Consider the following 26,734-nt stretch of genomic DNA (forward strand, 5'->3'; position numbering starts at 1 on the left):
GGTGCCCTCCGCGTGCACCGGAGTTCCTCACCGGGACTTCACGCGGCCCTCACCGACGGCCCTCACCGGCGGTGCTCGCCGAGGGTGCTCACTTGGCCAGCAGCCCCGAGCTGACCCACAGCTTCCTGCCCACGCCGCGCAGTACGCCGATCTCGTCCAGGAAGTCGGTCAGCCGCCTGGCGCCGTTCTGCATGACCTCGCGGCGGTGCCCGCTGGCCTTCACCTGGGCGACGGCCTCCCTCTTGTCCAGGCCGACGTTCTCGTAGACCTGCGGGTTGACGAAGGAGATGGAGAAGACGCGGGCGGCCTCGCCGGAGCTGACCCGGGTCAGTTCCGCCTCCCAGCGGGGGCAGCTGACCATCTGGCGGCGCAGCTCCTCACGCGCGTAGCGCACGTGACGGGCCTCCTCGATGACGTGGATCCGGGTCACGCCGCGGATCAGCGGCTGGATGCGCTCGTCGGGGAAGGTCAGCCGCTGCATCCAGTCCAGGATCTCCTCGCCCAGCAGCGTCGCCGTGAACGAGCCGGGCGTCGTGGAGATCGTCTTGAGCAGCCGGGCCATGTTGTGGTGCAGCCTGGAGACGGGGTACGCGGGTGCGCCGCCCCGCTTGATCATGCGCGCGAACATCATCGAGTGCCGGCACTCGTCGGCGATCTCGGTCAGTGCGTAGCGGACGTGATTGCTGGTCAGCGGCTTGTCGTAGATGTGCCGCACCAGCAGCTGCATGAGGATCACCTCGAACCAGATGCCCAGCGACGCGAGCGACGCCGCCTCGTGCCGGGCGAGGTCCATCCGCTGCTCCTCGGACATCCGCCGCCACAGCGGGGTGTCGTAGAGCGACACCAGCTCCGGCGGCCAGAACCACTTGCCGTCCTCGAAGGGGGCGTCCCAGTCCAGCTCGGTGTCCGGGTCGAAGGAGTGCTTCCGGGAGGACTCCAGGAGGCGCTCGGCGACCTGTTCGCGGTCCTTGAGCAGGCCGAGGGCGTCCTTGAGCACCTGCTGTTCCTTCTCGGCGATGTCAGGCGCTGTCGTCATGCTGAGGCACCTCTTCGTCAGGCGGCGCCGGCGCTCCCGTGGGCGTTACCGGCGGTCACATCTACTGTCCTCTCTTATGAGACTGCGTGTCAGCAAGGACGTCAATCCCTTGCGCGCAACTTGTTGACCGTGCAGTAACCCACGTGTGAGCCTGCCAACTATCCACCCTCACCGGGCAGTCCGTGACCAAAGGAGATGTCCGTGTCCACACACGATCTCTATGTGCACGCAACCGACGCCCCTCTCTGGCAGGTCCCCGCCTCCGGCACCGCCCGCTTCTCCTGGGAGTACGACGACGGGCGGGACCGTCTGCTCGCGCTGTACCAGAAGGGCAAGGACAAGCAGTGGGACGGGCAGCGGCGCATCGACTGGGACCTGGAGGTCGACCCGTTCGACCCGCTGGGCACTCCTGACGAGGCCATGACGCTGCACGGCACGGCCTACTGGGACAAGATGAACGAGGCCGAGCGCGGAGAACTGCGCCGGCACTACGCCTCCTGGCAGTTCAGCCAGTTCCTGCACGGCGAGCAGGGCGCCATGGTGTGCGCCGCGCGGATCGTGGAGTCGGTTCCCGACATGGACGCGAAGTTCTACTCCGCGACGCAGACCATGGACGAGGCCCGGCACGCCGAGATCTACGGCCGCTTTCTCCACGAGAAGGTCGGCATGCTCTACCCGATCAACGACAACCTCCAGTCGCTCCTGGGCGACACCCTCCGCGACTCCCGCTGGGACATGCCGTACCTGGGCATGCAGGTGCTGATCGAGGGACTGGCACTGGCCGCCTTCGGCATGATCAGGGACACCACCGACAAGCCGCTGCCCAAACAGATCCTCGCCTACGTCATGCAGGACGAGGCCCGCCACGTCGCCTTCGGACGGATGGCGCTGCGCGACTATTACAAGCAGCTTTCCGACGCGGAACTGCGGGAGCGCGAGGAGTTCGTCATCGAGGGCTGCTATCTGATGCGGGACCGGCTCAAGGGCGTCGAGGTGCTGGAGAATTTCGGCATCCCGCGGGCCGAGGCGGAGACCTTCAGCGAGCAGTCGGAGTACCTGCAGCTCTTCCGCAAGCTGCTCTTCAGCCGCATCGTGCCCTGTGTGCGCGACATCGGCCTGTGGGGCGAACGTCTCCAGCGCGCCTACGTCGACATGGGCGTCTTCGAGATGGGCGACCAGAACCTCGACCTGCTGATGGCCCAGGACGAGGAGATCGCCGAGAAGCTGGACGCCGAGCGCTTCGCCGCAGAGGAAGCCGAACGGACGGCTGAGGTGGCCGAAGCCATCGAGGAAGGCAAGACTCAGGGGTAGCCCATCCGGCACTCCACGGTTCGCGGAGGCCGGCGCTCCTGAGGAGGACGGCCATGGCACGCGCTGTCGGAATCGACCTCGGCACCACGAACTCGGTGGTCAGCGTCCTGGAGGGCGGTGAACCCGTGGTCGTCGCCAACGCCGAGGGCGCCAGGACGACGCCGTCCGTGGTCGCGTTCGGCAAGGGTGGCGAGGTGCTCGTCGGCGAGGTGGCCAAGCGGCAGGCGGTCACCAACGTCGACCGCACGGTGCGCTCCGTGAAGCGCCACATGGGGGAGGCCGCCTGGCGCTTCCCGGAGTCCGGGAGCATCGACGGGACGTCGTTCACGGCTCAGGAGATCTCCGCCCGGATCCTGCAGAAGCTCAAGCGGGACGCCGAGAGCTACCTCGGCCAGGACGTCACCGACGCCGTCATCACCGTCCCCGCGTACTTCAACGACGCGCAGCGCCAGGCCACCAAGGAGGCCGGCGAGATCGCCGGACTGGAGGTGCTGCGCATCGTCAACGAGCCGACCGCCGCGGCCCTCGCCTACGGTCTCGACAAGGAGGAGGAGCAGACCGTCCTCGTCTTCGACCTGGGCGGCGGAACCTTCGACGTGTCGCTGCTGGAGATCGGCGAGGGCGTCCTGGAGGTCAAGGCCACCGCGGGGGACACGCACCTGGGCGGTGACGACTGGGACCAGCGCGTGGTCGACCACCTCGCCGAAAGCTTCAGGAACGCGCACGGCGTCGACCTGTCCCAGGACAGGATGGCCGTGCAGCGCCTGCGCGAGGCCGCCGAGCGGGCGAAGATCGAACTGTCCTCGGCCACCGAGACCACCATCAGCCTGCCCTACATCACCGCGACCGCCGAGGGGCCGCTGCACCTGGAGGAGCAGCTGACCCGGACCCGCTTCCAGCAGCTGACCGAGGACCTGCTGGAGCGCTGCAAGGTGCCCTTCCACCAGGCGGTGGACGACGCCGGAGTCGACCTGTCCGACATCCACCACGTGATCCTGGTCGGCGGCTCCACCCGGATGCCCGCGGTGACGGACCTGGTCAAGAACCTCACGGGCCGGGATCCGCACAAGGGGGTGAACCCGGACGAGGTCGTGGCGATCGGTGCCGGGCTCCAGGCGGGCGTGCTCAAGGGCGAGGTCAAGGACGTCCTGCTGCTGGACGTCACCCCGCTGTCCCTCGGTATCGAGACCAAGGGCGGCATCATGACCAAGCTGATCGAGCGCAACACCACCATTCCGACCAAGCGCTCGGAGACCTTCACCACGGCGGAGGACAACCAGTCGTCGGTGCAGATCCAGGTCTTCCAGGGCGAGCGGGAGATCGCCGCCTACAACAAGAGGCTGGGAGTGTTCGAGCTGACCGGCCTGCCCCCGGCGCCGCGCAACGTCCCGCAGATCGAGGTCACCTTCGACATCGACGCCAACGGGATCATGCACGTCTCCGCCCGGGACACCGGCACCGGCAAGGAGCAGAAGATGCAGGTCACCGGCGGCTCAGCGCTGCCACGTGACGACATCGAGCGCATGGTGCACGAGGCGGAGCAGTACGCCGAGGAGGACGCGCGGCGCCGCGAGGCCGCCGAGACGCGCAACCAGGCCGAGCAACTCGTGCATCAGACCGAACGACTGCTCGCCGACACCGGTCCGGGCACGGTGCCGGCCGAGACCCGCTCCGAGGCGGAGGCCGCCCTCGCCGACCTCCGGGCGAGGCTGGCCGAGACGCCCGAGGACCCGGCTCGGGCCACCGAGCGCACCGCGACGCTGCGCGAGGCCGTCGACCGTACCGCCGCCGCGGCACAGCAGATCGGCACGGCGATGTACGCGCAGGCGCGGAGCGGGCCGTCCGGCGGTGCGGAGGGGCAGCAGACGACGGGTGAGGAGCCGCGCCAGGGAGGCGCACCCGGGGACGAGGACGTGGTGGACGCGGAGATCGTCGACGACGAGGAGCCCGGCGGCTCCACCGGACCGGGGAGCGGCGGGGGCGGCCCCGGAGGATCCTGACCGGTCCTCCCGGCCGGGGCCGGGCCGGTCCGGGGGCCTGCGGCAGGGCGCCGCCAGGCGCTGGGCGCGAACCGCGCACAGCCGCGAGCGCGGGGGCGGGTGAGCGCGGGGGCGGGTTTCGCTTCCGCCGGAGGAGTGGCCGGGGACCGGAGCCGCTGGTCAGTCCCCGAACCATGTTGCCGCGTCCAGGCCGAACGCGGCAGGCCCCACCACGGTCTCCAGCGCGTCCTCCAGCTCTGCCAGGCGCTCCTGCCCCAACCGGTCGGCCCATCGGCCGCGCAGTTCCTCGAAGACCGTGCCGGAGAGCACCAGAGCGTCCTGGCCGTGCGGTGTGAGCCGCACCAGCTTGCGCCGTGCGTCCCCGGGGTCGGAGACCCGTTCCGCATAGCCCAGTGCCGCCAGCCGGTCCACCGTCTTGCCCGCCGCCTGCTTGGAGACGCCCAGTCGTCGCCCCAGTTCGCTCGCCGTCACCCCGTCCCCGCCCACGGCCTGCATCGCGAAGCCGTGCACAGGGCGCAGTTCGGGGTGTCCGTGGTCGGCCAACTCGGCGTGCAGCTGGTCGATCAGCGAGCGGAACCCGGCGAACAGCAGCAATGGCAGCTCGAAGCCCCACCGTTCCCGGTCAGCCATGGCGGGGCCCGCACTCGACATATTCGACAACCTGGTTTACCTTTTTTTCGACAACCACGTTGACCATTCTAGGAGAGGGGCCCGCCGTGCCCGAATCCGCCTTCACGGATCTCACCCCGCAGTCAGCTCCCGCCGGTTCGCGCCGGGTCATGGAATCCACCCGGCAGCGCCTGGGCTTCCTGCCGGCGGCGGTGGCACGCCTTGCCGCCTCGCCGCACACCCTGGAGGCGTTCATGCGGATCAGCGCCGCCTTCGAGGCCACCAGTCTGGAACCGCAGGCGCGCGAGACGGTCGTCTTCACCGTCGCGACCCGCAACAGGTGCCATGTGTGCGTCGCCATGCACACCCGCAAGCTGCGCGCCCTGCGCGCGGACGAGGCGCTGATCGCGGCCCTGCGCGAAGCCCGCCCGCTCCCCGACGAACGCCTCGAGGCCGTGCGGGTGTTCACCCTGCGGGTGCTGGACCGGGCGGGGGACGTCGGAGAGGAGGCGCTCGAAGCCTTCGCTGCGCACGGCTACACGCCGGAGCAGGCGCTGGAGGTCGTCCTGGGGATCGGCGCGTACACCCTCTCCACCCTCGCCAACAGGCTCACCGGCGCCCCTGTGGACGCGGAACTGGAAGCGTGTGCCTGACTGCTGCTCCGCTGCGGCCGGCCGGTCGTCCGCTGTCCGGCCGTCCGCCGTCCGGCCGCGCGTGAGCGCGGCCGGACGGCCCCGGGTTCAGCTCGCCAGACCCCGGACCGGCAGCATGCAGTGGGCGGCGGTGGACATCATCTCCTCGCTGACGAACTCCCGCAGGGCCTGCTCCCCGATCTCGAGCCCCGGACGCGCCTGCGGCCAGGGAGTGCTCGCGAGCATGAAGTAGACGAGTCCGCGCTCCTGCGCCGCCGCGAGCCACTGGGGCGGTGCCACGTACTGCGCCGTCAGTTTCGGCATCCGCAGCACGGCCTGTCCGCCCTCGACGAGCAGAGTCACCGGGAAGTTGCGGTTCTCGGCCGCGTCCACCACCTCGCCCACCGGCAGTCCGACCTCCTGGGCGAGTTGCCGCATCGCGCGGGAGGCCGCTTCCGGGCCGTCCGCGCCGTCGCCGAGCGAGTAGGCGAGCAGGAAGGCCATGTCCCGCCCGTCCTCGTACTCGCCCGCCCAGCCGATCACGGTCAGGGTGCCGAACTGCTGCTGCTGGATGCCGCCCGGGGCGGCATGGGGGGAGGTCATGGATCGGCACCCTAGTGGCGACCGCGGACCCCGACGGCACCCGAATCACCCGCAATGACCACTCTCCGGCCCGTGAGTACGCCACCGGGGGCAGGTTCGCTCGCCTGTGCGTCATCAGTGCACTGACACCGGTACCCCGGCCGTGCCCCGGCCGGGTTGGAGCCCGACGGAACCGGTCGACTACTGTATGGAGTCATGCGGTGACATGTTGTTGTCCCGCCTTCCGCACGACCTCTTACTCGGTGGTGACACATGCTGAACTCCCGACCTGCCCGTCACAGGGCCCCCTCCCAGCGCGTCCTCCTGCGGGCCGGACTCCTCGCGACGGTCCTCGGGGCCGCCGCGCTCGGTTCGGGCGGCCAGGCGGCGATGGCGGCGGAACACGGCGGCACGGCCGAGAAGAGCGGTGTCGCCGAGAACCTCGACGCGGCGGGCAAGGGCGGCGCCGTCGCAGCCCGATCCGCTGCCGAGGGCCTCGCGGCGCCGGCCAGGGAGACGGTGCGCGGCACCGGAATCGCCCTCGCCAGGACTCTGGAGACGGTCACCGGCCTGCAACTCGACCCGCTGGCCAATACGGGCACGGACCCCCTGGACAACGCCGTGGGCACCCAGGTCGCCGACTTCCGCGCGGTGAGCACCGCGGCGCTCACCGGACCGCTCGCCCGCGGTGCCTCCCTGGGTGAACTCCCGCTCGTCGGTCCTGTCGCCAACGGCGTGATCAGCGCGCTGCCGCGTAGCTGAGCGCGGCGCCGCGCAGTGGCGGCACCCACATGAAGAAGCCACCGGCTGGATGCCGGTGGCTTCTTCATGTACGGAACTGCTCCGTGCTGATCCGCGGGATGCGGACCGCGGTCGGGCCGGGGGCCCGGTGGCTCAGCGGTTGCCTTCGCCGTTCCCGGACAGGACCGGGATGTCGTCCAGGATGTGCGACAGCGAGTCGTCGCCCTTGGCCTGGGTCGAGTTGTCCGAGCACTGCTGGTTCTGCGGGTTGTGCAGGACGTTGATGTCCTGGACGGCCACGTTGACCAGGCCCACCAGCGAACCGACGTTGACCTTCGCCGGCACACCGACGCAGAGCTTGTTCAGGGTGCCCTGGACGGCCTGGAACTGCGGGCTGCCGTTGCCGTAGGTGGCGGCGTTGCCGAAGCTCTGGTCGGCGCCGTTCCCGTTCACCGAGGTGGTGCCGGTGTCGTTGCCGACGGCCAGCGCCTGCGGGGCGGCCAGCGCGGAGACGCCGACGAGTGAAACGGCCACCGTAGCGGTGGACAGAGCCTTCTTCATCATGGGTATTACCGTTCCTCTTCGAAGAGTGCGGAAGTCTGGGACGTCGGGTTCAACTGTCTTCCGCTTCATGAGTTGTTCTTTTTCACCTGAATGGTGAATCCTCGGAATCCCCCGTGACGAGGAAATCCGTTCGCCAGGCGGTACCGGTCACCCGAGTAGCGGCAGGCCGCCGAGCAGATTCTGGTCGCTGGTCAGCTCCCCGTTCTTCGTCGTCTCCTCGACGGTATTCACGAGGGCGTCCACCTGCGGGCCTTTGACGCCGACCGGGGGATAGGTGAGAAGCTCACCGCTCGCGAGAGCCTTGTCGAGAGCGCCGTTGAGGCTGAAATTCGGGCCCACCGGGGGCGCGTCGGCGGAAGCGGGCGTCGCGGCGCCCAGCGCCAGCACCGTACCCGCGACGGCGGTGGCGGTCTTGGTGTACTTCATGGGGTTTCTCTTCTCCCGGTACGTTTTCGGTTTTCCGGCGGAGCTCCGACAACGGGACCGCCGGGGAGAAGCCCTGTGTCTGCGAGCGGTGCGCAGCGACCCGCGGAAAGCCGCAGACAGAATCGCGGAACAGCCCTGTGGACTGTTCCGCGATTCCTTCGCGTCTCCTTCGCCCCGCCGTTGCCGAGGTGCCGGACGCGTGCGGACACGGTCCGCTCAGACGCGGCGGCTTGTCGAACGGCGGTAGAGCACCGTGCCGCCCAGCAGCGCGGCGGCACCGAGGGCCCCGACGGTCCAGGCGCTCTCCGAGCCGGTCTCCGCCAGCGCCTCGGGCGCCTCGTTGCTCTGCGGTGTCACCGGAGTCTCGGCGGCGGCCTCCTCCACGGGGGCAGCGGGCATCTCCGGCTGCTCGGGGGCGCGCTCCTCGACGGGTTCCTCGGCCGGCTTCTCCGCGGGCTTGTCCGGGGTGCGTCCCTCGGGGCGCTCCGGCGGTTCCTCCTCGGTCTGCCGCGGCGGCTCGGACCGCGGCGGGTGATGCGGGGTCACCGTCTCGTGGTGCCCGTTGGCGCAGCTGTTGCCGAACGAGGGGTTCAGCACACCGACGATGTCCACGGTGTTGCCGCAGACGCTGGCCGGAATGTGCACCGGGGCCTGTACCGCGTTCCCGGACAGCACGCCGGGGGAGTCGGCGGCGCCACCGCCGGCTCCCGCGTCGGCCTGTGCGTACCCGGCGGCTGCGGCGAGCACCCCCGTCGTCGCGGCAGCGGTCAGGAGGCTCTTGCTCAAGACCTTTCGCATGGTCTCTTCCTGCTCTCATTCTGGTGCGGAAGGCGCGGACGGTGCGGAAGACCCGCGGTCTCCGTCCGCGTCTCAGGAGACCGGACGGCTCCGGCGCGCGGGCTCACGCCGCACGCACCGGAGCCGGTCCGAACTGGTTCCCGCTCACGAGGGCGGGGAGTGTCAGTCGGCGACGCAGGTGTTGCCGAACGCCGGGTTGAGCAGCCCGATGACGTCGATGGTGTTGCCGCAGACCTGGACCGGAACGTGGACCGGAACCTGGATGACGTTGCCCGAGATGACGCCGGGCGAGTTCGCGGCCCCACCCTGGGCGCCGGAGTCGGCGAGGGCCGGAGCGGCGGCGGTGCCCAGGGCCATCAGCGTGCCGGCGGCGACGGTCGCGACCTTCGTGTACTTCACGTGGGAGTCCTTTCTTAAGCGGGTTTCGTTGGACCACGGATTTCGTATGTCCACGAGTGCTGGCTCATCGCCCGCAACTCCGCTGCTGCCATTCGTAACGATGCCGCGTTCCGTACGACACGAGTTATGCAGAATTCCGGCTCTTATCCCTCGGACGGCCTAATTGTGCGACCGGCCCGGTCGGACGGGTTTCCGGATGCCGCCTGCTGTGGGGAACACCGACTCCGGCCGCCGGCCGGGCTGTTGATTCCCGGACGACGTCTCCGAAGGCACGCATTCAGGTCGCCGCCCCGCAGCGTCTCCCGGCTCGGTGGGGTCAGCCGGTGCTTTCGGCCCGCTCAGGGGTTCGCCCGCTCGGCGAAGAGTCGCGCGGGGCCGGAAGGGATGGAAAGGCCGAAAAGGCCGGAAGAGCGCCTGGGAACAGCGCAGGGCCCGGGGCGCACTGCGCCCCGGGCCCGTTGCCCGCGTTCCGCTCCGGCCGCGGTGGGAACCGCCTCAGCGGTTGCCGGCACCGTTTCCGGAGAGGAGGGGAATGTCGTTCAGGACGTGCGAGAGCGGCTCGTCACCCTTGGCCTGGGTGGAGTTCTCGACGCACTGCTGGTTCTGCGGGTTCGACAGGACGTTGAGGTCCTGGACGGCGACGTTCACCAGGCCCACGAGCGAGCCGACGTTGCCCTTCAGCGGCAGGCCGATGCAGGGCTTGTTCAGCGACCCCTGGATGAGCGCGAACTGGGGGCTCCAGTTCCCGTAGGTGGCCGAGTTGCCGTACATCTGGGACGCGCCGTTGCCGTTCACGGTCGTGGTGCCGTGGTCGTTGCCGACGGCCATGGCCTGCGGGGCGGCGACACCGACGACGGCGGTGGCGGCGGCGGCCGTGGCCAACGCGTTCTTGATCATTGATAGTCCAATCCTGATGTGGAGCTCAGACGCGGAGCGCACTGGACAACTCGGCGACTCGGGGTTGGTTGCGCAGGTTCACCCGGACGACGACTCTCTGACCTGCCCAGATCCGATACTCGTTTCATCGGTCCGGTCTGTTCGCTCGGCCTGTTCACCCCGCTTGTTCGCCATATGCGCCCGCATGATTCGCCGGGCCCGCCTGTTCGCCCGGCCCGGGCGCGGGGACGGTTCGGCCGCCCCGTCGGCCGAACGGTGGACGGCGGCCTCCCGGCCGTGCCCCCGCCGGCACCGCCGCGTTCACCAGTCCGCGGCGCCAAGTCGGGGCCGTGAACAACCCTGTGGAGGAACGCACATGAAGACCCCGAAGAAGGCCGCCCTGGTTCTCACCTGCGCTGGGATGGCGGTGGGCGCCGCCTCCGGCTCCGCCTTCGCGGACGCGGGTGCCACCGGCGCCGCGACCGGTTCGCCCGGCGTGGTCTCGGGCAACGTCATTCAGGTGCCCGTCTCCGTCCCGGTGCAGGTCGTGGGCAACACCATCAACGTCGTCGGCGTGCTGAACCCCGCCTTCGGGAACCTCGGCGTCAGCCGCTGATTCTCGACGGACGCCTCCCCGCCGCCGAATGCCGCCGCATGCCGCAGATCCGCGGCCTGCCGTTCCGCGGTGGGGCCGCCGCCGGCCCCCGGCCCGGGAGGACCACTGACACCGGCCGGGGACCTCGCGGGGTACCGATCGGTCAGGCTTCCGCCCGGCCGTCGGTCCGGCCCCGGTCCCGACCTCCGGTCGAGTCCCCGTTCGCCCTCCTACCCGCCCTGCGGCCCCGCCCTGTGCGGGGCCGTGCGTGCTTTCCCTCCCGGCGCCCGGGCGCCCGGGCCGCCCGTTCGGGCCATCTGCCGCTGCCGTTCCGGCCCGCGGGCGGTATGCCTGGAGTGACGCAGGAGGGACGCACCCGACCACGGCGCCGCAGTGCGGTGGCGGGTGGGGGCCCCGGAAGGGAGCGCCGTCGTGAGCGGGACCGTGGTGGTCGGTGTCGACGGTTCTCCGTCGAGTCTGGAAGCTGTCGACGTCGCCGCCCGCGAGGCGAAGCACCGCGGCGGCTCGCTGCACGTGGTGCACGCGTTCGTCTGGCCGACGATGAAGGTCCCGCTCGGCCCGTCCGCCATGGGTCCGCCCGAGGGCGGGCTGCGCAATCTCGCCCACCGCACCGCGGAGGAGGCCGCCGCGCGCGCGAAGAGCTCCCAGCCGACCGTGGAGGTCAGCCACGCGGTCGTCGCGGGGGAGCCGCTCTCGGTGCTCGCGGCCGAGTCACGCGACGCCGAACTCGTCGTCGTCGGGGACCGCGGCCTCGGCGGCTTCACCGGACTGCTGGTCGGCTCCGTCGCCGTCTACCTCACCGCGCACGCCGAGTGCCCTGTACTGGTCACCCGCGGCAGGAAGCACCCCACCGGGCCGGTGGTGCTCGGAGTGGACGGCTCCGAGGTGGGCGACGCGGCCGTCGGCTGGGCCTTCAAGGAGGCGTCCCTGCGCGGTGCCGAACTCGTGGCACTGCACAACTGGAACGCCTGGACCGGACCGGTCGCGGCGGGACCGAGCATCCAGGTGCCCACCTACTACGACGTGGACCTCTACCGCGCCGAGGAGGAGCGCGTGCTGACGACCGCGATCAGCGCCCGGCGCGAGCAGTACCCCGGCGTCCGGGTGACGCCGCGGCTCGTTCAGGAGTACACCCGGCAGGCGCTGATCGCAGCCAGCGAGGAGGCGCAACTGCTGGTCGTGGGGGCCCGCGGCCGGGGCGGCTTCACAGGGCTGCTGCTCGGGTCGGTGAGCCAGGCGGTGCTCCACCACGCGTACTGTCCCGTGGCGGTCGTCAGAACGGATCGCGAGCACCGGCACGGGACGAGCCACCGCCACCACAGGGGGCCGGGGCAGACGGGGCAGTGAACGGTCCGGAGCCGAGCGGCGGCATCCGGTGGCCCGGTGGCACCAGGGACGGCGCCTGACACGTCGGAGTCAACATGCCTTCCCCGGGGGCGGCCTGCTCCTCTGCACTCACATTGCGCGCTGCGGTCGCAGGATGTGCGCGACCGGACGCCTGCCATGTCCCCGACGGTGCAGCAGTGCACCGAAGGGCGGAGCCCGTCGAACGATACCGGCCACGGCGGCCGTGCCGGGTCAGCCGTCCAAGGTCGAATTCCGCCCGATCCGCTGAGCCGACGAGGCCGTTGAGGCATCCTGCCGGAACGTGGACCGGGAGGTACGGGCCCCTCGGCGTCCGTCCCTCCCGGCCCCCGGACCGTGACCGTCCCTCGGACCCGCACCAGGAGCTCCGCCATGTGTGCCTGCTGTCGTCCGCCCACGCGGCGGCTGTCCCACCGCCTCCGGACCGCCGTCGCCACCGTCCTGGCCGCGGTACTCCTCGCCGGAACCACCGCGGGCTGCGCCGGCGGGCGCCTCCCCGGAGCGGACGGTCCCGCACCGGCCGACCGCGGTGCCCGCGGCGGTGACGGCCGCACCGGTGGACCTCCGCATCCGCGCGCCCCCGTGACCGCCGTACAGGCCCGCCGGATCCTCGACCACTACGAGCGCGTCGCGACCCGCGCCGACCGGCACCGGGACGCCGCCCTGCTGGCCCACGTCGCTGCCGGAAACGCGCTGGAGCGTGCGACGGCGGGCTACGAGCAGTACGGCGCGCTGCCGCGCGCCGAACGCGCCGCGTTCGCCCGTCCGACCAGCTTCCGCAAGCCCGAGTTCCACATCCCCGCGGGAGCCCGGTGGTTCATGGTGACGGCCACCCGCACCTCCCCCGAACCGCAGAACACCGTGCTGGTCTTCGCCCGGAACGCGAAGGACGCGCCGTCGCGAACCACCGGAGGACACGACAGCGCCCCTGCGGCCGGCTGGCGGTTGCACGCCGCGCTGCCCCTCCAGGCCGGAAAGCTGCCCCGGATCTCCACGACCCGCTCCGGCCTCGCGGCCGAAGCCGGGATCTCCACCAGGAGCGGCGCCCTGCGCCCGCACGATGTCCCCGAGACCTACGAGGACCTGTGGCGCACCGGCGGCACCGGAGAGGCGGCGGCACTCGCCCCCAACGCCGTGACCGAGGAAGCCCGCCGCATCTACCGGAACCGCGACGACGAACTGGGCCCGGAGCACGCCCGAAGACGCTTCGTACCGACGCTGCCCAGCCACAGCGAGAGCTACGCACTGCGCACCGCCGGAGGAGGAGTGCTGGCGGTCGTGCCCCTCGCACACGAACAGCGGCTGCGCGTCACCGGACCCGGATACCAGATCACCCCGTCCGACGAGGAAGCCGTCTACGACGCGACACCGCGCGACTGTGTGGTCAGCACCTTCCACGGTCAGGCGCTCGCCCACCTGCCGCAGCACGGACGCCCCGCGGTGCTCTCGGCGAAATACGCCCTGGTCGACTCGCGGTGAGGCCGCCACCGAAAAGCATCCTGGACATGGCCGGGCCAGGCGACGCGGCTCAGCACACGCGGTGCAGCCAGCCGTGCCGGTCACCGGCGCGGCCGTACTGGATGTCCAGGACATGCTCCCGCAACTGGAGCGTCTTCCTGCCCGGGGTTCCCCCGCCCACGGTGAGCGCGTAGCCGCCACCCTCGGAGTCCTCGCCCTTGAACCCGGTGATCGGAGTGACCACGGCGGCCGTGCCCGCCGCGAACGCCTCGACGAACGTGCCGTCGGAGATCCCCGCGCGCAGTTCGCCGACCCCGACGGAGCGCTCCACCACCGTCAGCCCGTGCTGGTCGGCCAGCGCCATCAGACTGTCCCGGGTGACGCCCTCCAGGATGGTGCCCAGCTCCGGAGTGACGAGACGGCCGTCCGAGGTGACCAGGAAGAGGTTCATCGTGCCCGACTCCTCCAGGTTCCCCTTTCCGGCGCTGTCGAGGTACAGCACCTGGTCGCAGCCGTGCTCGGCGGCCTCCCGCTGCGCCACCAGGCTCCCGGCGTAGTTTCCGCCGCACTTGGCGGCACCCGTACCGCCTTCCGCCGCGCGGCTGTACGTCGTGCTCACCCACAGGGTGACCCCGGTGACCCCCGACGCGAAGTACGGTCCCGCGGGTGACGCGATCACCGCGTACTCGACCCGGGCCGCGGGCCGCACCCCCAAGAACGCCTCCGAGGCGAACATGAACGGCCGCACATACAGGCTCTCCTCGCCCGCGGGCGCCGGCACCCACGGCTCGTCCGCGCGCACCAGCGCGGTGACACCGGCGACGAAGTCCTCCTCCGGCAGCACCGGCAGCGCCAGCCGCCGCGCGGACCGTGCGAACCGCCGCGCGTTCGCGTCCGGCCTGAACAGCCACACACTGCCGTCGTCGTGCCGGTACGCCTTCAGCCCCTCGAAGACTTCCTGCGCGTAGTGCAGCACGGCCGCACTCGGATGGAGCCGGAACGGCTCCAGCGGGCCGACCCTGTGCCCCGTCCAGCCGGCCTCCGCGCTCCAGGTCGCCGAGGCCATGTGATCCGTGAAGTACCGTCCGAACCCCGGCGCCGCCAGGATCGAGGCGCGCGCGTCCTCACCCACGGGCCGCTCACTGCGCACCACTGCGAACTCCGCACTCACCCTCGGCTCCTCCCGCCTCACGGCACGACCGGCAACGGGCATCGTAAGTCGCCCGACCCTGCCCGGACGCCGCTCGCCCGCGGCACGGCGCGGCGTCCCTCCGTACGTCGTACAGCGCCCACGGCCAGCACGGGTCAGCCGGCCACCCGACGCAGTCAAGGCCCCGGCCGGAGCCCACCTGCCCGGGCTCCTCAGAGACAGCCGAAAGAATCTCGGACGATCCCGGCGAGGGATGTCGAGAACCCGGGACCGGCACCGTCCCCGGGGCGAAGACGGAAACAACCCGGAACAAGCTGTACACGCGGAACAGACTGTGAACACCGGACAGGCTGTGAATGCGGAACAAGCTGTGAACACTCAGCAGAAGCCCGACAGACTGTGAACGCGGCGCCAAGAGCCGCGTCCGCACCGAGGAGGACCACGATGGCCAAGTACCTGCTGCTCAAGCACTACCGCGGCGCCCCGGCCGCAGTGAATGACGTGTGCATGGACCAGTGGACGCCGGAGGAGATCTCGGCGCACATGAAGTACATGCAGGACTTCGCGGCGCGGTTGCAGGAGACCGGCGAGTTCGTCGACGGCCAGGCACTCGCTCCCGAAGGGACATTCGTCCGCTACGACGGCGAGGGCCGCCCGCCGGTCACCGACGGTCCCTTCGCCGAGACCAAGGACCTCATCGCCGGCTGGATGGCCATCGACGTCGACAGCTACGAGCGTGCCGTCGAACTGGCCGGGGAACTGTCGGCCGCACCGGGCGCGGGCGGGAAGCCCATCCACGAGTGGCTCGAACTGCGCCCCTTCCTGACCGAGCCGCCCACCGTCACGGAGTGACCTGACAGATGGACGAATTCCTGCTCCGGCGCCTCACACCGAGCGTGCTCAGCATCCTCGTCCGCCGCGGAGCCGACTTCGCGGCGGCCGAGGATGCCGTGCAGGAAGCGCTCATCGAGGCGCTCCGCGTCTGGCCCGACTCCTCCCCGCAGGACTCTCCCGGCGGCGGGTCCCCCGTGCGGGACCCGCAGGGCTGGCTGGTCACCGTGGCCTGGCGCAAGTTCCTCGACGCCACCCGGGCGGACAGCGCACGCCGCAGACGCGAAGACCTCGTCGAGGAGCAACCGCCCGCCGGCCCCGCCGGCTCCGCGGACGACACCCTCCAGCTCTACTTCCTGTGCGCCCACCCGTCCCTGACACCGTCGTCCGCGGTCGCGCTCACGCTGCGCGCCGTCGGTGGGCTGACCACCCGTCAGATCGCCCAGGCGTACCTGGTACCGGAACCGACCATGGCCCAACGCATCAGCCGGGCCAAGCGCACCGTCTCCGGAGTACGGTTCGACCAGCCCGGCGACCTCGCCACCGTGCTGCGCGTCCTCTACCTCGTCTTCAACGAGGGCTACAGCGGTGACATCGACCTCGTCGCCGAGGCCATCCGGCTCACCCGGCAGCTCGCGGCCGCCGTCGACCATCCGGAGGTGGCGGGGCTGCTCGCTCTCATGCTGCTCCACCACGCCCGGCGAGCCGCCAGGACAGCGCCCGACGGCAGCCTGGTGCCACTCGCCGAGCAGGACCGCGGGCAGTGGGACACCGGGGCGATCACCGAGGGCATCGCCATCCTTCAGGCCGCTCTCGCCCGCGACCGACTCGGCGAATACCAGGCGCAGGCCGCCATCGCGGCTCTCCACGCCGACGCACCCACTGCCGAGGAGACCGACTGGATCCAGATCCTCGAGTGGTACGACGAACTCACCCGCCTCACCGACAGCCCGATCGTCCGGCTCAACCGCGCCGTCGCCGTCGGCGAGGCCGACGGCCCGCGCGCCGGACTGGCCGCCCTCGCCGCTCTGGACGACTCCCTGCCCCGCCACACCGCGGTGGCCGCCCACCTCCACGAGCGCGCCGGCGACCGGGCGACAGCAGCGCGCCTGTACGCCGAAGCGGCCCGCAAGGCACCCAACCTCGCCGAACGCGACCACCTGACCCGCCAGGCCGCCCGCCTCAACGCCTCCGCTCCGTGACGGCTTCCGCGTCGGCTGCTGCCGACAGTCCGATCCGGCAGTGCCGCCGCGACCCGGTCCGAACGCCGGGCCACTCACGTCTGTGCTGAGCTGTCGGTTCGGTGAGAGCTCCGCTCTGCCCGGTGCGGAGCCGCACGGTGAAGTTGCCGACGTGCCTCACCGTGGAGCCACAGGTGACCGGCCGGGACGGACTCCAGCCACAGACTGGGATCCGACTTTCAAACAACCTGCCGCTGATACGCGCAGTGAGGTATTTTTCACCTTCTGTGTGTGGCGCAGTAGCACTCAAAGGCCTGGGGCCGGTGGGGAGTTGGCAGATGGGTACGTGTAAGAAATGTGGTGCGACCGGCCTCGAGGACGGCATGACCTTGTGCGATTCATGCTTGCGGGAGATCGGCTCCGCCATGCAGGAGCTGGAGCGTCAAGGCGTCGATCTTCACGACCCCGACGACCCCGCGAATCCGTTCGCGCCTCCGTCGTCATGACACCACCTCTTCCCGGATGTCCTATCTCCAGGTGGCCTGGCGATTTCGTCGGGCCCCGTCGTTGTCGAGTCCCCTCGTCGCCGGGGAACACCTCCTCCTCGGGCCGGGCTCCGCGCGGCCTGCCGACGGTTAAAGAGAGGGCCTGACCAGGCTCAACGCCCCTCGTTGCGGTGGTCGCTTGACACGGGTCAGATGGCGTGGAAACTGGGAAACAGACCAGAAAACCGGAGAATCCCACCGTCGGTAGAGACGTCTATCGGCAGGAGATCCCGCAGGATCTGGCGAGGCCCCCGAAGCCCCCCGGTGCCGGAGCCTCGGCGACGACCGAGGTTGATGGCAACGATGAGGACTCCGGGGACTGTTTTGTGTCACGAGAGGGCCTGGACGGAGCTCGTCTACCACCGGCCCGCCTCTGACACCGCCGCGACGTGACCACCTCAGCGGACTGCTGCCGACTCGGGTCATCACGAACCGCGTATACGACAAACGCCCTGTGACTATCACGATGATGAGTCACAGGGCTTTTCGGCACTTCATTCAAAGTACCCCCGGCAGGATTCGAACCTGCGCACACGGCTCCGGAGGCCGACGTGCTTCCCTGCTTCTGCGCAGGTCGGCGTGCTGATCGGTTTGGTTTGGGGGGTACGTCACGCCGCGTATACGCCGTGGGCGCCCTGTGGGCGGCGGCTGCGAAGCGATACCGTCGACATGATCTATGCGGCGGGGAGGCGCGAGCATGACGGCGGAGTTCACTGCTGAGTCGGCGGGCGCGGTGCTGGGGGAGGCGTGCCGCTCGGCGGGGCTCGACCCTACGGGCGCGGAACTGCTGCGCCTGGGCTCCAACGCGGTGTACCGGCTGTCGACCGCGCCTGTGATCGTCCGGATCGCGCGGGACACCGATGCCCTGGACGAGATGCAGCGGGCTGTAGGGGTCGCACGCTGGCTGGAGACGGAGGACTTCCCCGCCACGCGCGTGCTGGGCGACGTGGAACAGCCGGCCGTCATCGGTGGCCGCGTCGTCACGTACTGGGTGAACCTTCAGGACGAAGTCGAGTACGCCCGGCTGGACGAGCTGGCCGACCTGCTGAAGCGGCTGCACTGGCTGGAAGAGCCGAAGTCGCTGGGGCTGCCGCATTACGACCCGTTCGGCAAGGTGTGGGACTCGCTGCGTGGTCTCGGCAGCGGCGTCTCGGATGGGGACCGGTCCTTCCTGGAGGAGCGGGCCGGAGAGCTGAACAAGGCGTATGACCGTCTGGACTTCGTGCTGCCGTTCGGCATGATCCACGGGGACGCCAACGTCGGGAACTGCCTCCGCGACCGGGCCGGGCGCGCTGTCCTCATCGACCTCGACGGCTTCGCGCTGGCTCCTCGTGAGTGGGACCTGGTCCTCACCTCCCTCTACTACGAGCGCTTCGGCTGGCACACGCGGACCGAGTACGAGTCCTTCGTGCATCACTACGGATTCGACCTGATGAACTGGCCGGGCTACCCGGTGCTGGCTGACGTGCGCGAGCTGATGATGACGCTGTGGCTCGGGCACCAGGTGACGACGAACAGCAGGGCAGCGGAAGAGTTCCCCCGGCGGGTCGACAGCATCCGGACCGGAGGCAGCCGGAAGGATTGGCAGCCGTACTGATCAGCGGCTTCCGTCGCGCTGTCCCTCCGCAGCGGACCACAGCCGGTGCCCATTCGCCTGCTCGCGGAAGGCACGGACAGCGGCTGTCTCTCCCACTGCCGACAGGCCGTCCCGGAACTCCTTGAGGTAGCTGACACAGCGCGCAGACTTGAGCTGTTCTCCAAGATCAAGAGCGTCGAGGGCTACGCGGCACGCCTCCTCGGGATCTCCGGCCCGAAGGTGGGCGTCGGCAAGGACCATGGTCGCGAAGAAGTCGCTCCTCACATGGCTGCCGCTCATGGCGTTCTCAGCATGGGCCACGGCTCGGCGGGCGCTGTTCACGTCGCGGAAGCAGTGGGCGGCCTCGGCTGCCAACTCGGCCTCGTCGAAGTAGGTGATCCACTCCGGCTCGTCGCTGCTGTTGCGGCTCTCCAGCGCCTTCGTGGCCTCGCTGAGTGCTTGTTCGCACGCGCGGATGTCACCCGTACGGGCAAGGGCGCGGGCCTCCATCGCGTGGAACTGGGCCATCAGGGTCGGTGTCGCCACGCCAGAGATGCCCATACGTGCGGCTCGGGCGAGTGTCGCGGCCTCGGTGTAGTTGCCGAGAAACGTGGCCTGGTGGCTCATCGCGGACAGTATGCTCCCCGCCAACCGGCGGTCGTCGCCGTCCTGGGCGAGACGGAGCGCCTGGAGGAAGTACCGCTGAGCAAGGCCGTGGTGACACGCGTCGTACGACATCCAACCGGCCAGCAGCGTGGACTCCGCGACTGTCGAGAACAGCGCTCGGCCGACAGCTTCCGTGTATTGGCCCGTGAGCAGGGGCGCCACATCCCGGCTGAGGTACTGGACGACGGACTGTCGCGCATGCTCGCCGCCGAACCGGTCGTCCATCTCGGCGAACATGTCACTGGTCGTCTTGATCATCGCTACGTCGGCCAGTCCCACCCGTGCGCCATCCGTGCGGGCGCTCGACGGGAACGAGGGATCTGGTGCAACCAGCCATCGCAAAGACGCTTCGCTCCACGCGTGCTGCGACGCCTCGGAGAGCAACAGCGGCTCGTAGCCGTGCAAGTCAGCGCGCCACAACTGGCTGACGGTCTGAAACGCCTCCTCCGGGGTCGGCGGGTAACGTGTCTCCAGCAAGCGGGAGTCCTGGCCGGCGGCGGCACTCAGCCCCAACTCGGCCGGAGCGATGTCGAGCGCCTCGCAGATGAGTGCCCCGTAGAACTCGTCGGGCGTGCTGTGCCCGTTCTCCCAGGTTGCGATGCGGCGCTTCACGCTGTGGTCGGACGGGAGTGCCTTCCCGTGGCGCTTCGCGCACCGTCGCATTTCGCTGACGAGCCGGAGCTGTCCCCAGCCGCGGGCCTTGCGAGCCGCGCGGAGGAGTTCCCCAAAGGACCGGTTCGCTTCCGTTCTGATCGCCTCCCCGCGCTTCCGACCAGATGCGATGCCCTGCTGGCCTCTCCGAATCTACGGAATGTGATGCCGCGCTGTCTGCTCGTAATGCAGACCTCCTGCCTCCTTCGGTAGATGATCCAGGGTGACGCGGGGCTGGAGGACACGTCATCCCCCGTCACCTCTCGTCATCTGCCCAGCTCAGGGCGGTGCGGCCGAAGGTGGTTCCAACGCGGCCAAACGGCTGGGGCTTGGACCAACTGAGGTGATTCGACGTGCAGATGATGACAAGAAGGGGAGTTCAGTGGATCTCCTGCGCAGCCGATGACCCGGACGAGTGCCGGGAAGCCTGGCTGGTTGACCCTCGACGCCCCTACGCGTTTCCGGCCGGACGCTTCTTCGACGTCGTGGTGGTCGGACAGCGGGTCGGGCTGGAGACGTTCGACCAACTCCAGCGCCACGGTATGCCGCTCGGGCCCGTGATGGCGGACCGCGCCTCCGGACAGGTCGGTTTCTTCGTCCCCACCTGGGCCCGCGAACCGTTCGGCCGCATGGTCCGGCAGGAGTCGGCGGACGAAGCACCTGAGTACCGCTATCTGGGTGAGGGCTCGGTAGTGGTCGTTCCCGGGCCGATGCCGCTGACGGGGGATCGCTACATCTGGCTCCGGGCTCCGATGCGTCGACCGGAGGCGTCCCCTTCGCGTATTGCGGCGCTGGCCGCGATGTTCGTTGCCGCGTCGTCTGTCGTGGATCGGGCGGACCGATATGGCCGCGAGCAGACGGCCGCCTCCGTGGAAGGTGAGGCCACCCATGCCGGCTGAACACGAACACAGCGGCGACAGCGCGAGTTGGTCTCCGCTCGACAGCGAGGAGTGGTATGCGGCGCGCGACGCCGTCGCTGGGCTCCGGGACGTACTGATCGCCGCGGGGATGGAACGCGACTTCCCGTATCTGCGTGCCGACCTGAACGCCTTCGGGCACGGGCTGATCGAGCTCGGCCGCATCTCGCCGGAGACGGCAGAACGGCTGACGGAGCTGCTGCGGCGGGCGCTGGAGAGCACGTACGAGGTGCCGGGCACGGGCACGAACGGCCGTCGGCAGCGGAACGACTGAGCAGAGCGGATGAGGTGGACGACGTGACGGACCCCAAGGGCGTGTGCGCTCGACCTGCGGATTGCCTCACCCCAGGTGTGGCGTATGTACGCGGCTGGGCGGAAGGCAAGCGCGCTGTGGATGGCCTCGCGGAGGTGCTGCGTGCGGTCGGCCTGGATGTGGACCTGCCGGGGCTCAAGGCAGACGTGAACGTCTTCGGGGACGGCGTCGTCACCCTCGGCACGGTACGTCCGGACGCGGCGCGGCTGCTGGCCGACTTGCTGACAACTGGGCTGACGGCGGAGATGGTATGGCCGGACGACGGCGAGTCGGGGCTCGGAGGTGCTGCTGACAGTTCAGCGGCATAGCAACCGCTCGGCGAACAAGCGTGCCAAGCAGCAAAGGTGGCTCGTCGTCGGCCGGGACCGGCGCCCCAGCGCCGCAGCCCGAGCCGAACGACGAGCCACCTACGTAACTGCTGAGCAATGAGCTTGGGAAGCTGTGACTGTGTGGGGTTGGTTCGGATGCTGAACTCGGCGGACGCGCTCATCCGGTTCGGCTGCGTTCACCGTGATTCCCTGCTGTTCATCGCTCGATCTGGTGCAGTTGTGGTGCGCCGAACCGCCCCAGCGAGTGTGCAGGCGGACTGTGCAGGTGGTGGTTTCAGGCCGCTGGGGTAGTCGTTCTACATGCACCGGAATCGGTCGCGTTGTCGCTACAGGCGGAGCTAACGTACTGCCATGGTCGATCCCCTTGCATACGAGAGCTTCCTTGAGGGCGCCAAGAAGGCCGCCCACAAGGCCATGGACGACCATGGGCGCCGCGAGTACGACGAGTTTGCCCTGCACGCTGGCGTCGCGGTTGAACGGTTGGCTAAGGCAGCCCTGGTCTCGAAGAACCCGATCTACATCGTCGAGATGCGCGGCAGTGCTGAGATGCTGTTCCACCTTGGTGGGCATCGCGCGGCAAGTAAGGTTCGGACGATCGGAGCTGGGGAGGCGATTAGTCGACTCAGAGTGCTCGGAGTCCTGTCGGTCGACCGGCAACTGGATCTTTTGATCGATCTCCGGAACGGAGTCGCCCATTCAACAGGCGGTGAAGAGGCAAAGTCCCTGCTTGCCACTCTGGCGCGGACGGTCGGAGCCCTTCAGGAGGACCTGGGCGAACCTCTCCAGTCGTTCTGGGGCCGATGGATCGATACCGCTCGGATCGCCGTCGACCATCAACGCGAACGCGTAGAGCGTGAGGTAGAGGTCCGCATCCGTCAGGCACTGCATCGGTTCGAGGACCGCTTCGCGGGGCTGCCCAAAGACGTCATCGAACAAGCGCAGGTACCCTTGAAGGGGCTCCGTCGAGAGTGGTTTGCCAGCGGGATCCACAAAGAAACGGGTGAGCCTGGAGGGATAGTGGGGCGGGTTCCCTGCCCTGCCTGTACGAGCATCGGTCTGGTGATGCTTGAGTCCGTGGACGAAGGCATAGCCGCCGACATCTATCAGTGCGGGCTCTGCGGATTGACACTGGAGGGGCCCGAGGAGTTCGAGGCTGCACGGATCTGCGTGCCAGATGATCGCGCTCGTTTGGAGCTTCGAAGGCTGACATGAACCCCCGGTGGTAGTGAAGGCCTTCAAGTACACTTGCCGTTGATCAAGTTCTACGCTCGACATCAAACCTGATGCGGGGCCCTGCGTTGCGGAACTCGCTCGGATACTGCGCTTCTCTGGTTCCTCAGAGAAGCGGGCACTGATGATTCTCGGAGACCTTCTGGCCCGTGACTACGGGCGGGGTGGTCGGTGGGTGGGCCGACTGGGGCCTGTGGCGGGGCTGGTGCGGGCTGCCTGTGCTTGCAGGGGTTGCTGTACTTCGCTGCTGTACCGCAGCGTCCTCGCTGCACTGAGCTCAGCCGGAGAAAGCCCGCGACGACGGAGGGAACATCGAATGACCAGGCGCGCGTATGCCCCCGCTCGCCGGCCACCGCCTCACCCGAGCTGCATGTAAGAACAGATGTCGCGCGGTGGGGATGTCGGGGCTCACGCCGACACCCGCTTTAGGAGTTCGATCTCCCCTTGCCCTGGCGGGTACCTGCCTGGCGAACCGGTGTCGTGCTGGGCTGCTGAGTGCCGCCACCGTCCAAGACCGTTGATGTCGGCATTGGATGTCAGCGGAACAGTTCGGGAGTCGGACAGACTTCCAAAGCTTCCTCGGGCCGGTCGGCCCAACGCCACCAGCTATGCCGACTTGTACAGCTCCACAGCGTTCGGCAGGCCCGCTGGCCATCGTCTTCCCCTCCCCCCGGAGAGAGGACGAAGCCACCCGACTCCGTAGGCTGTTCGTCCCGCAGCAACTTGGGACGCTCGCCGTCCCTGGGCTGCTGCGCTTGTCACCTGCGCTGATGGTCGCTGACGCCCACGATTGTTCGCTGTCCCGCATTTAGACACTCAGGTTGCTGTGTCCCTCTTACACCTCTCCGGGGGCGGGTGATCCGGTACGTAGCCGCTCGGATCATCCTTTGGCTGAGATTGCTTCGCAATGTGGAGGCCGCTAGGCACATCCCTCGTATGATCAACCATGCAACTCGACGGACTCTCCGCAGCCTGGTTCCATCCCAATACCGACAAGTCCCAGCGGTTTCTGGCGTCGGCCTACGACTCGGTCGAGGCGGTTCTGGATAACCTGGCGATCGTTCGGTTAGCGCGTCGCGAAGAAGGCGGCGATCTACGAGGGCGTCTTACGTCCAACGAGGAAGACCTCCTGCGAGCTGCGCTCACCTTCGCGGGTGCAGGAATCGACTCGGCACTGAAGCAACTCATCCGAGACACCTTGGCTGCGCTGTTGCCCGTCAACAAGGAGGCTGCGTCCAAGTTTCAGACACATGCGGAAGCTCGTCTGGCCCACGAACAGGCCTCAAGGTTTCTGGCGAGATACCTGACGAGCGGTGATCCGCGGGGTGCGTTGATCGATGACTACGTGTACGAGTTGACTGGGTCGTCGCTGCAGTCGGCGGAGCAGGTCCAGAAGGTTGCTGGCGCGCTGGGAGTGACAGACGCAAAGCTGCGCAAGCGGATCGGTGAGCTCAAGCTCCTCTTCGTTGCGCGCAACGAGATCGTGCACGAGTTGGATCTCAAAGCTCCGGAGAAGCCAGGGGACCGGCACCGTCGGATCCGGTCCATCGGCAAGACCAAGGAGATGGCACACCACGGCTTGGAGACGGCCCAGCAGATAATCAACTCTGTGGCTAAGGCGTTGGGGAGCCCAGGCCCTCACGGTAAGGCAGAGGCGTGAGCCTCCCGTCTTCTTGCCCTGGGTGTTGTCGGGGATCTTGGTGAGCTGGGTTTTTGCAGCTCAGGAGTAGTGGGCCCGTGCGCCTGGTGGTCGTCGTTGGTCATCATTGGCCACTGCTGAGCGACCTCGGACGGCCCAGGGACGGCCCAGCTCCTCGGTCTGAGTGGGTCGCCCGCAGCCTCAGCGCGAGGGGCGCCTCTTCGGGGGAACCGGGCCCGGGATCACGTCCTTGCCAAGGTGTTCCTTGATCAGGTACTTGAGTTCCGGTCCTTCGATGAGCTGGAGCCGACCATGTTGGCGGGCAAAGTCGTGGCTGGCCCTGCCGAACCACGACGTGGTGATCAAGACCCCCTTGGCAGCACGCTTGTGCTCGACCACTCCGGCGAGCGCCTGGACGGACTCAACACCCACGAGCTTGCTGTAGCGCTTCGCCTGAATGATGCACTCACCGTTGAAGACCGGGTCCTTGCTGACGGCCACCGCGTCAACGCCCTCGTCTTTTGACGCCTGGGTGTTCCAAGCCTCCATGCCGATCGCCTCAAACAGTTGGCGAATCAGGTGCTCGAACTCGGTGGGCGTCAGCTTCACCAGCACGGGCCTGCTGTCCAGACCGGCGACTACATCCATGCTGTCCATGAGCCGGTACTTTGACAGGTCGAACTCGACGATGGGACGAATCGGTTCGAGATCGTAGGGGTTGGGCGACACCAGGGCGTTAAGCCCCCTGAGGCACTGCGCTGGATCAACCTGACTGAGACGGAGCTTCCCGAACTGCTCCCTGCTGGCGCTGAGCGTCACTAGGCAGGGTGAGACCTCCTGACCGGTGGCCCGGTCGATGGTTTTCACATGGCCGTTCAGGATCACGCCATTGACGATCCGGTCTGGGTCGCTCGTCAGGACCTCATGGACTGTCCTCAGGGCGACTTGTGCCAGGACGGAGGCGTAGATCTCCTTACGTTCCTTCTCCGGACGAGGCAGGACGGTCGTCTCGTCTCGGTTCTTGACGTACCGGTAGCCCCGCGTGGTTGGAACGATCGCCTCAGGCGGCAAGTGGATCTCAATGAGTACGTCACCGGTGGCAGGTCGAAAGGCGATTCGATGCTCGTGTGGGAAGCCCACCGGGTACACCGACGCATCCAGAACGGCCCCTAGATGAGCCTCGACCGCCGCGGGCTCCCCGGCCCGGTACGCCTCGCGCTCCTCATCCAACATTGCGTTGAAGGTCGCCACCTCCTCAAGGGCTTGCGCTTCGGTCTGGCGGTGCTCGGCACGCTTCCGCTCCAGCGTTGCCAGCCGCTTCTCTTCGGCCCTCCTGTGGCGATCCTGTGCCTCGCCGAACCGCACACGCGCCTCTGCAACCTCAGCCTCATAGCGCTTCCTGCCAAGACCAAGGACAGCAGCCAGGCCACCGGGTTCCGGTGGTGCGAACTCCTCCCATCTCGGGGAAGGCTCCGGACGAGACCAAGGACGCTCGTCCAACTTCTGCGGCGTGTGAGTCCTGCGCCGGCGCTCAAAGGTCGTCGGCGGATCCCCAACCAGCGCGTCACGGAGCAACTGCCCAAGCTGCTCGACCTCGTGCTCGACCCCGATTGTGCGAACCCGCGCCTGCTCGGCCTGCTGTTCCTGATAGGCGGCCTTCCGCTCGCGTTCCTGCCGCTTGCTGGCCGTCTCAGCAGCCTTGCGTTCCCGCTCCGCTTGTCGCGCCCGCTGCTCCTGGGCACGCCGTAAAGCTTGCTGTTGCCGCTGATAGTCGTTGTCTCGGCCGCTGCCCCGTTGCGCCACCTGTTTACCCCTCCCCTGGCCCTACTCCGCCACAGGGCTGCATTCCCATTCCACATCGCAGAATCACGCCCAGCAGGGACGTCACGCGGGCTTGCCGACCGATCAGGCGCGCGTGCATCACTGCACCCCTACTGCCCTCAGCCACGCTGTCGAGGTGTCGTCGGCCAGAGGAACTACGCCCGGCCCGTGAGCACACTGCTGAGCCATCAGCTTGGGAAGCTAAGGTGATCTCGGGCTCTCCGCGGGCCTGACCTGCGGCGAAGTTGCTGTGAGGCATGACGGGCTGACTCGTTGTTACCCGCCACTCCCCGTGGCTCCCCGCACGACCTGGCACGGATCTGGCACGACCCCGTCATCCCGAATTATCGGCTGCGGTGAAAGTCTAATGGGCTGGTTACTGAGGTTGAACTCGTGGTGTCGCCTCCGGTCAGGGGCTGATGGCGAGACCGGTCTCGGCGAGGCAGCCGTCGATGAGCCGGGGTCGGTACTG

25 protein-coding genes and 1 pseudogene are annotated in these 26,734 nt (G+C 68.8%); 15 read left to right on the forward strand and 11 right to left on the reverse strand.

The window, feature by feature from the left end; all coding sequences use genetic code 11:
* Positions 1-88 precede the first annotated feature (88 nt).
* Complete coding sequence (locus tag ACFYMO_RS31155) at positions 89-1,036, reverse strand: diiron oxygenase (protein WP_366772944.1); 948 nt, start codon at positions 1,034-1,036, stop codon at positions 89-91.
* A gap of 201 nt (positions 1,037-1,237) precedes the next feature.
* On the opposite strand from ACFYMO_RS31155, the gene ACFYMO_RS31160 reads away from it, so the two are divergent.
* Together ACFYMO_RS31160 and dnaK are read left to right on the forward strand one after the other, a co-directional pair.
* Positions 1,238-2,347 (forward strand): ferritin-like domain-containing protein, encoded by a 1,110-nt coding sequence (locus tag ACFYMO_RS31160; RefSeq protein WP_388550730.1) that lies wholly within the window; start codon positions 1,238-1,240, stop codon positions 2,345-2,347.
* Positions 2,348-2,400: 53 nt separating this feature from the next.
* Complete coding sequence (dnaK, locus tag ACFYMO_RS31165; protein WP_388550733.1) at positions 2,401-4,347, forward strand: molecular chaperone DnaK; 1,947 nt, start codon at positions 2,401-2,403, stop codon at positions 4,345-4,347.
* 159 nt (positions 4,348-4,506) lie between these two features.
* Here the strand turns inward: dnaK and ACFYMO_RS31170 are convergent.
* Positions 4,507-5,044, reverse strand: a pseudogene (locus ACFYMO_RS31170) (MarR family winged helix-turn-helix transcriptional regulator).
* 19 nt (positions 5,045-5,063) lie between these two features.
* Between ACFYMO_RS31170 and ACFYMO_RS31175 the strand changes: the two are divergent.
* The gene (locus tag ACFYMO_RS31175) at positions 5,064-5,609 is read left to right on the forward strand and encodes a carboxymuconolactone decarboxylase family protein (RefSeq protein WP_019354577.1); all 546 of its coding nucleotides are present in this window, start codon (positions 5,064-5,066) and stop codon (positions 5,607-5,609) included.
* Positions 5,610-5,696: 87 nt separating this feature from the next.
* Here ACFYMO_RS31175 and ACFYMO_RS31180 read toward each other — a convergent pair whose 3' ends face one another.
* On the reverse strand, positions 5,697-6,191 hold the full coding sequence (locus ACFYMO_RS31180; protein WP_366772941.1) for a DUF5949 family protein: 495 nt from the start codon (positions 6,189-6,191) through the stop codon (positions 5,697-5,699).
* Positions 6,192-6,443: 252 nt separating this feature from the next.
* Here ACFYMO_RS31180 and ACFYMO_RS31185 point away from each other — a divergent pair, with 252 nt between their 5' ends.
* Positions 6,444-6,932 (forward strand): hypothetical protein, encoded by a 489-nt coding sequence (locus tag ACFYMO_RS31185; RefSeq protein ID WP_388550737.1) that lies wholly within the window; start codon positions 6,444-6,446, stop codon positions 6,930-6,932.
* A 132-nt stretch (positions 6,933-7,064) separates the two neighbouring features.
* Here ACFYMO_RS31185 and ACFYMO_RS31190 read toward each other — a convergent pair whose 3' ends face one another.
* From ACFYMO_RS31190 to ACFYMO_RS31210, 5 genes are all read right to left on the reverse strand, one after another.
* Positions 7,065-7,475, reverse strand: a complete 411-nt coding sequence (locus tag ACFYMO_RS31190; protein WP_019354580.1) for a rodlin — start codon at positions 7,473-7,475, stop codon at positions 7,065-7,067.
* A 147-nt stretch (positions 7,476-7,622) separates the two neighbouring features.
* Positions 7,623-7,901 (reverse strand): hypothetical protein, encoded by a 279-nt coding sequence (locus ACFYMO_RS31195; RefSeq protein WP_366772939.1) that lies wholly within the window; start codon positions 7,899-7,901, stop codon positions 7,623-7,625.
* Between the two features lie 216 nt (positions 7,902-8,117).
* Positions 8,118-8,699 (reverse strand): chaplin, encoded by a 582-nt coding sequence (locus tag ACFYMO_RS31200; protein WP_366772938.1) that lies wholly within the window; start codon positions 8,697-8,699, stop codon positions 8,118-8,120.
* Positions 8,700-8,861: 162 nt separating this feature from the next.
* Positions 8,862-9,098, reverse strand: coding sequence for a chaplin (locus ACFYMO_RS31205; protein WP_019354583.1), 237 nt, complete (start codon positions 9,096-9,098; stop codon positions 8,862-8,864).
* 495 nt (positions 9,099-9,593) lie between these two features.
* Positions 9,594-9,995, reverse strand: coding sequence for a rodlin (locus ACFYMO_RS31210; protein WP_019354584.1), 402 nt, complete (start codon positions 9,993-9,995; stop codon positions 9,594-9,596).
* 355 nt (positions 9,996-10,350) lie between these two features.
* On the opposite strand from ACFYMO_RS31210, the gene ACFYMO_RS31215 reads away from it, so the two are divergent.
* The 3 genes from ACFYMO_RS31215 to ACFYMO_RS31225 all read left to right on the forward strand — a co-directional run bounded on the left by ACFYMO_RS31215 (position 10,351) and on the right by ACFYMO_RS31225 (position 13,434).
* Positions 10,351-10,590, forward strand: coding sequence for a chaplin (locus ACFYMO_RS31215; RefSeq protein WP_019354585.1), 240 nt, complete (start codon positions 10,351-10,353; stop codon positions 10,588-10,590).
* A gap of 411 nt (positions 10,591-11,001) precedes the next feature.
* On the forward strand, positions 11,002-11,937 hold the full coding sequence (locus ACFYMO_RS31220; RefSeq protein ID WP_366772936.1) for a universal stress protein: 936 nt from the start codon (positions 11,002-11,004) through the stop codon (positions 11,935-11,937).
* A gap of 390 nt (positions 11,938-12,327) precedes the next feature.
* Positions 12,328-13,434, forward strand: a complete 1,107-nt coding sequence (locus ACFYMO_RS31225) for a hypothetical protein (RefSeq protein ID WP_388550744.1) — start codon at positions 12,328-12,330, stop codon at positions 13,432-13,434.
* Between the two features lie 49 nt (positions 13,435-13,483).
* Here the strand turns inward: ACFYMO_RS31225 and ACFYMO_RS31230 are convergent, their stop codons facing one another.
* Complete coding sequence (locus ACFYMO_RS31230) at positions 13,484-14,584, reverse strand: branched-chain amino acid aminotransferase (RefSeq protein WP_366772934.1); 1,101 nt, start codon at positions 14,582-14,584, stop codon at positions 13,484-13,486.
* Between the two features lie 423 nt (positions 14,585-15,007).
* Here ACFYMO_RS31230 and ACFYMO_RS31235 point away from each other — a divergent pair, with 423 nt between their 5' ends.
* The 3 genes from ACFYMO_RS31235 to ACFYMO_RS31245 all read left to right on the forward strand — a co-directional run bounded on the left by ACFYMO_RS31235 (position 15,008) and on the right by ACFYMO_RS31245 (position 18,717).
* On the forward strand, positions 15,008-15,415 hold the full coding sequence (locus ACFYMO_RS31235; RefSeq protein WP_276477825.1) for a YciI family protein: 408 nt from the start codon (positions 15,008-15,010) through the stop codon (positions 15,413-15,415).
* Positions 15,416-15,423: 8 nt separating this feature from the next.
* The gene (locus ACFYMO_RS31240) at positions 15,424-16,596 is read left to right on the forward strand and encodes a DUF6596 domain-containing protein (protein ID WP_366772933.1); all 1,173 of its coding nucleotides are present in this window, start codon (positions 15,424-15,426) and stop codon (positions 16,594-16,596) included.
* A gap of 1,221 nt (positions 16,597-17,817) precedes the next feature.
* Positions 17,818-18,717, forward strand: coding sequence for a phosphotransferase family protein (locus ACFYMO_RS31245; RefSeq protein WP_388550748.1), 900 nt, complete (start codon positions 17,818-17,820; stop codon positions 18,715-18,717).
* On the opposite strand, the gene ACFYMO_RS31250 is transcribed toward ACFYMO_RS31245, so the two are convergent.
* Positions 18,718-19,974 (reverse strand): hypothetical protein, encoded by a 1,257-nt coding sequence (locus ACFYMO_RS31250; RefSeq protein WP_388550751.1) that lies wholly within the window; start codon positions 19,972-19,974, stop codon positions 18,718-18,720.
* Between the two features lie 398 nt (positions 19,975-20,372).
* Here ACFYMO_RS31250 and ACFYMO_RS31255 point away from each other — a divergent pair, with 398 nt between their 5' ends.
* From ACFYMO_RS31255 to ACFYMO_RS31275, 5 genes are all read left to right on the forward strand, one after another.
* Positions 20,373-20,912, forward strand: a complete 540-nt coding sequence (locus tag ACFYMO_RS31255; protein WP_388550768.1) for a bifunctional DNA primase/polymerase — start codon at positions 20,373-20,375, stop codon at positions 20,910-20,912.
* Positions 20,902-21,204 carry a hypothetical protein gene (locus ACFYMO_RS31260; RefSeq protein ID WP_388550754.1) on the forward strand — a complete coding sequence of 101 codons (303 nt, stop codon included), beginning with the start codon at positions 20,902-20,904 and terminating at the stop codon, positions 21,202-21,204. Before ACFYMO_RS31255 ends, ACFYMO_RS31260 begins: the two co-directional genes overlap by 11 nt.
* Before the next feature lie 116 nt (positions 21,205-21,320).
* Positions 21,321-21,551, forward strand: coding sequence for a hypothetical protein (locus ACFYMO_RS31265; RefSeq protein ID WP_388550757.1), 231 nt, complete (start codon positions 21,321-21,323; stop codon positions 21,549-21,551).
* 372 nt (positions 21,552-21,923) lie between these two features.
* On the forward strand, positions 21,924-22,784 hold the full coding sequence (locus ACFYMO_RS31270) for a hypothetical protein (protein WP_388550760.1): 861 nt from the start codon (positions 21,924-21,926) through the stop codon (positions 22,782-22,784).
* Positions 22,785-23,748: 964 nt separating this feature from the next.
* On the forward strand, positions 23,749-24,462 hold the full coding sequence (locus tag ACFYMO_RS31275; RefSeq protein WP_388550762.1) for a hypothetical protein: 714 nt from the start codon (positions 23,749-23,751) through the stop codon (positions 24,460-24,462).
* A 180-nt stretch (positions 24,463-24,642) separates the two neighbouring features.
* On the opposite strand, the gene ACFYMO_RS31280 is transcribed toward ACFYMO_RS31275, so the two are convergent.
* Positions 24,643-26,244, reverse strand: a complete 1,602-nt coding sequence (locus ACFYMO_RS31280) for a restriction endonuclease (protein WP_388550764.1) — start codon at positions 26,242-26,244, stop codon at positions 24,643-24,645.
* Positions 26,245-26,734: the final 490 nt, after the last annotated feature.

This window comes from Streptomyces sp. NPDC007025, from assembly GCF_042869455.1.
Taxonomy (GTDB): Bacteria; Actinomycetota; Actinomycetes; order Streptomycetales; family Streptomycetaceae; genus Streptomyces.

Coding starts and splice junctions, on each gene's coding strand:
- ACFYMO_RS31155 (WP_366772944.1), bottom strand. CDS start 1,036: ATGACGACAGCGCCTGACATCGCCGAGAAGGAACAGCAGGTGCTCAAG.
- dnaK (WP_388550733.1), top strand. CDS start 2,401: ATGGCACGCGCTGTCGGAATCGACCTCGGCACCACGAACTCGGTGGTC.
- ACFYMO_RS31180 (WP_366772941.1), bottom strand. CDS start 6,191: ATGACCTCCCCCCATGCCGCCCCGGGCGGCATCCAGCAGCAGCAGTTC.
- ACFYMO_RS31185 (WP_388550737.1), top strand. CDS start 6,444: ATGCTGAACTCCCGACCTGCCCGTCACAGGGCCCCCTCCCAGCGCGTC.
- ACFYMO_RS31190 (WP_019354580.1), bottom strand. CDS start 7,475: ATGATGAAGAAGGCTCTGTCCACCGCTACGGTGGCCGTTTCACTCGTC.
- ACFYMO_RS31195 (WP_366772939.1), bottom strand. CDS start 7,901: ATGAAGTACACCAAGACCGCCACCGCCGTCGCGGGTACGGTGCTGGCG.
- ACFYMO_RS31200 (WP_366772938.1), bottom strand. CDS start 8,699: ATGCGAAAGGTCTTGAGCAAGAGCCTCCTGACCGCTGCCGCGACGACG.
- ACFYMO_RS31210 (WP_019354584.1), bottom strand. CDS start 9,995: ATGATCAAGAACGCGTTGGCCACGGCCGCCGCCGCCACCGCCGTCGTC.
- ACFYMO_RS31215 (WP_019354585.1), top strand. CDS start 10,351: ATGAAGACCCCGAAGAAGGCCGCCCTGGTTCTCACCTGCGCTGGGATG.
- ACFYMO_RS31225 (WP_388550744.1), top strand. CDS start 12,328: ATGTGTGCCTGCTGTCGTCCGCCCACGCGGCGGCTGTCCCACCGCCTC.
- ACFYMO_RS31235 (WP_276477825.1), top strand. CDS start 15,008: ATGGCCAAGTACCTGCTGCTCAAGCACTACCGCGGCGCCCCGGCCGCA.
- ACFYMO_RS31240 (WP_366772933.1), top strand. CDS start 15,424: ATGGACGAATTCCTGCTCCGGCGCCTCACACCGAGCGTGCTCAGCATC.
- ACFYMO_RS31245 (WP_388550748.1), top strand. CDS start 17,818: ATGACGGCGGAGTTCACTGCTGAGTCGGCGGGCGCGGTGCTGGGGGAG.
- ACFYMO_RS31255 (WP_388550768.1), top strand. CDS start 20,373: ATGATGACAAGAAGGGGAGTTCAGTGGATCTCCTGCGCAGCCGATGAC.
- ACFYMO_RS31260 (WP_388550754.1), top strand. CDS start 20,902: ATGCCGGCTGAACACGAACACAGCGGCGACAGCGCGAGTTGGTCTCCG.
- ACFYMO_RS31270 (WP_388550760.1), top strand. CDS start 21,924: ATGGTCGATCCCCTTGCATACGAGAGCTTCCTTGAGGGCGCCAAGAAG.
- ACFYMO_RS31275 (WP_388550762.1), top strand. CDS start 23,749: ATGCAACTCGACGGACTCTCCGCAGCCTGGTTCCATCCCAATACCGAC.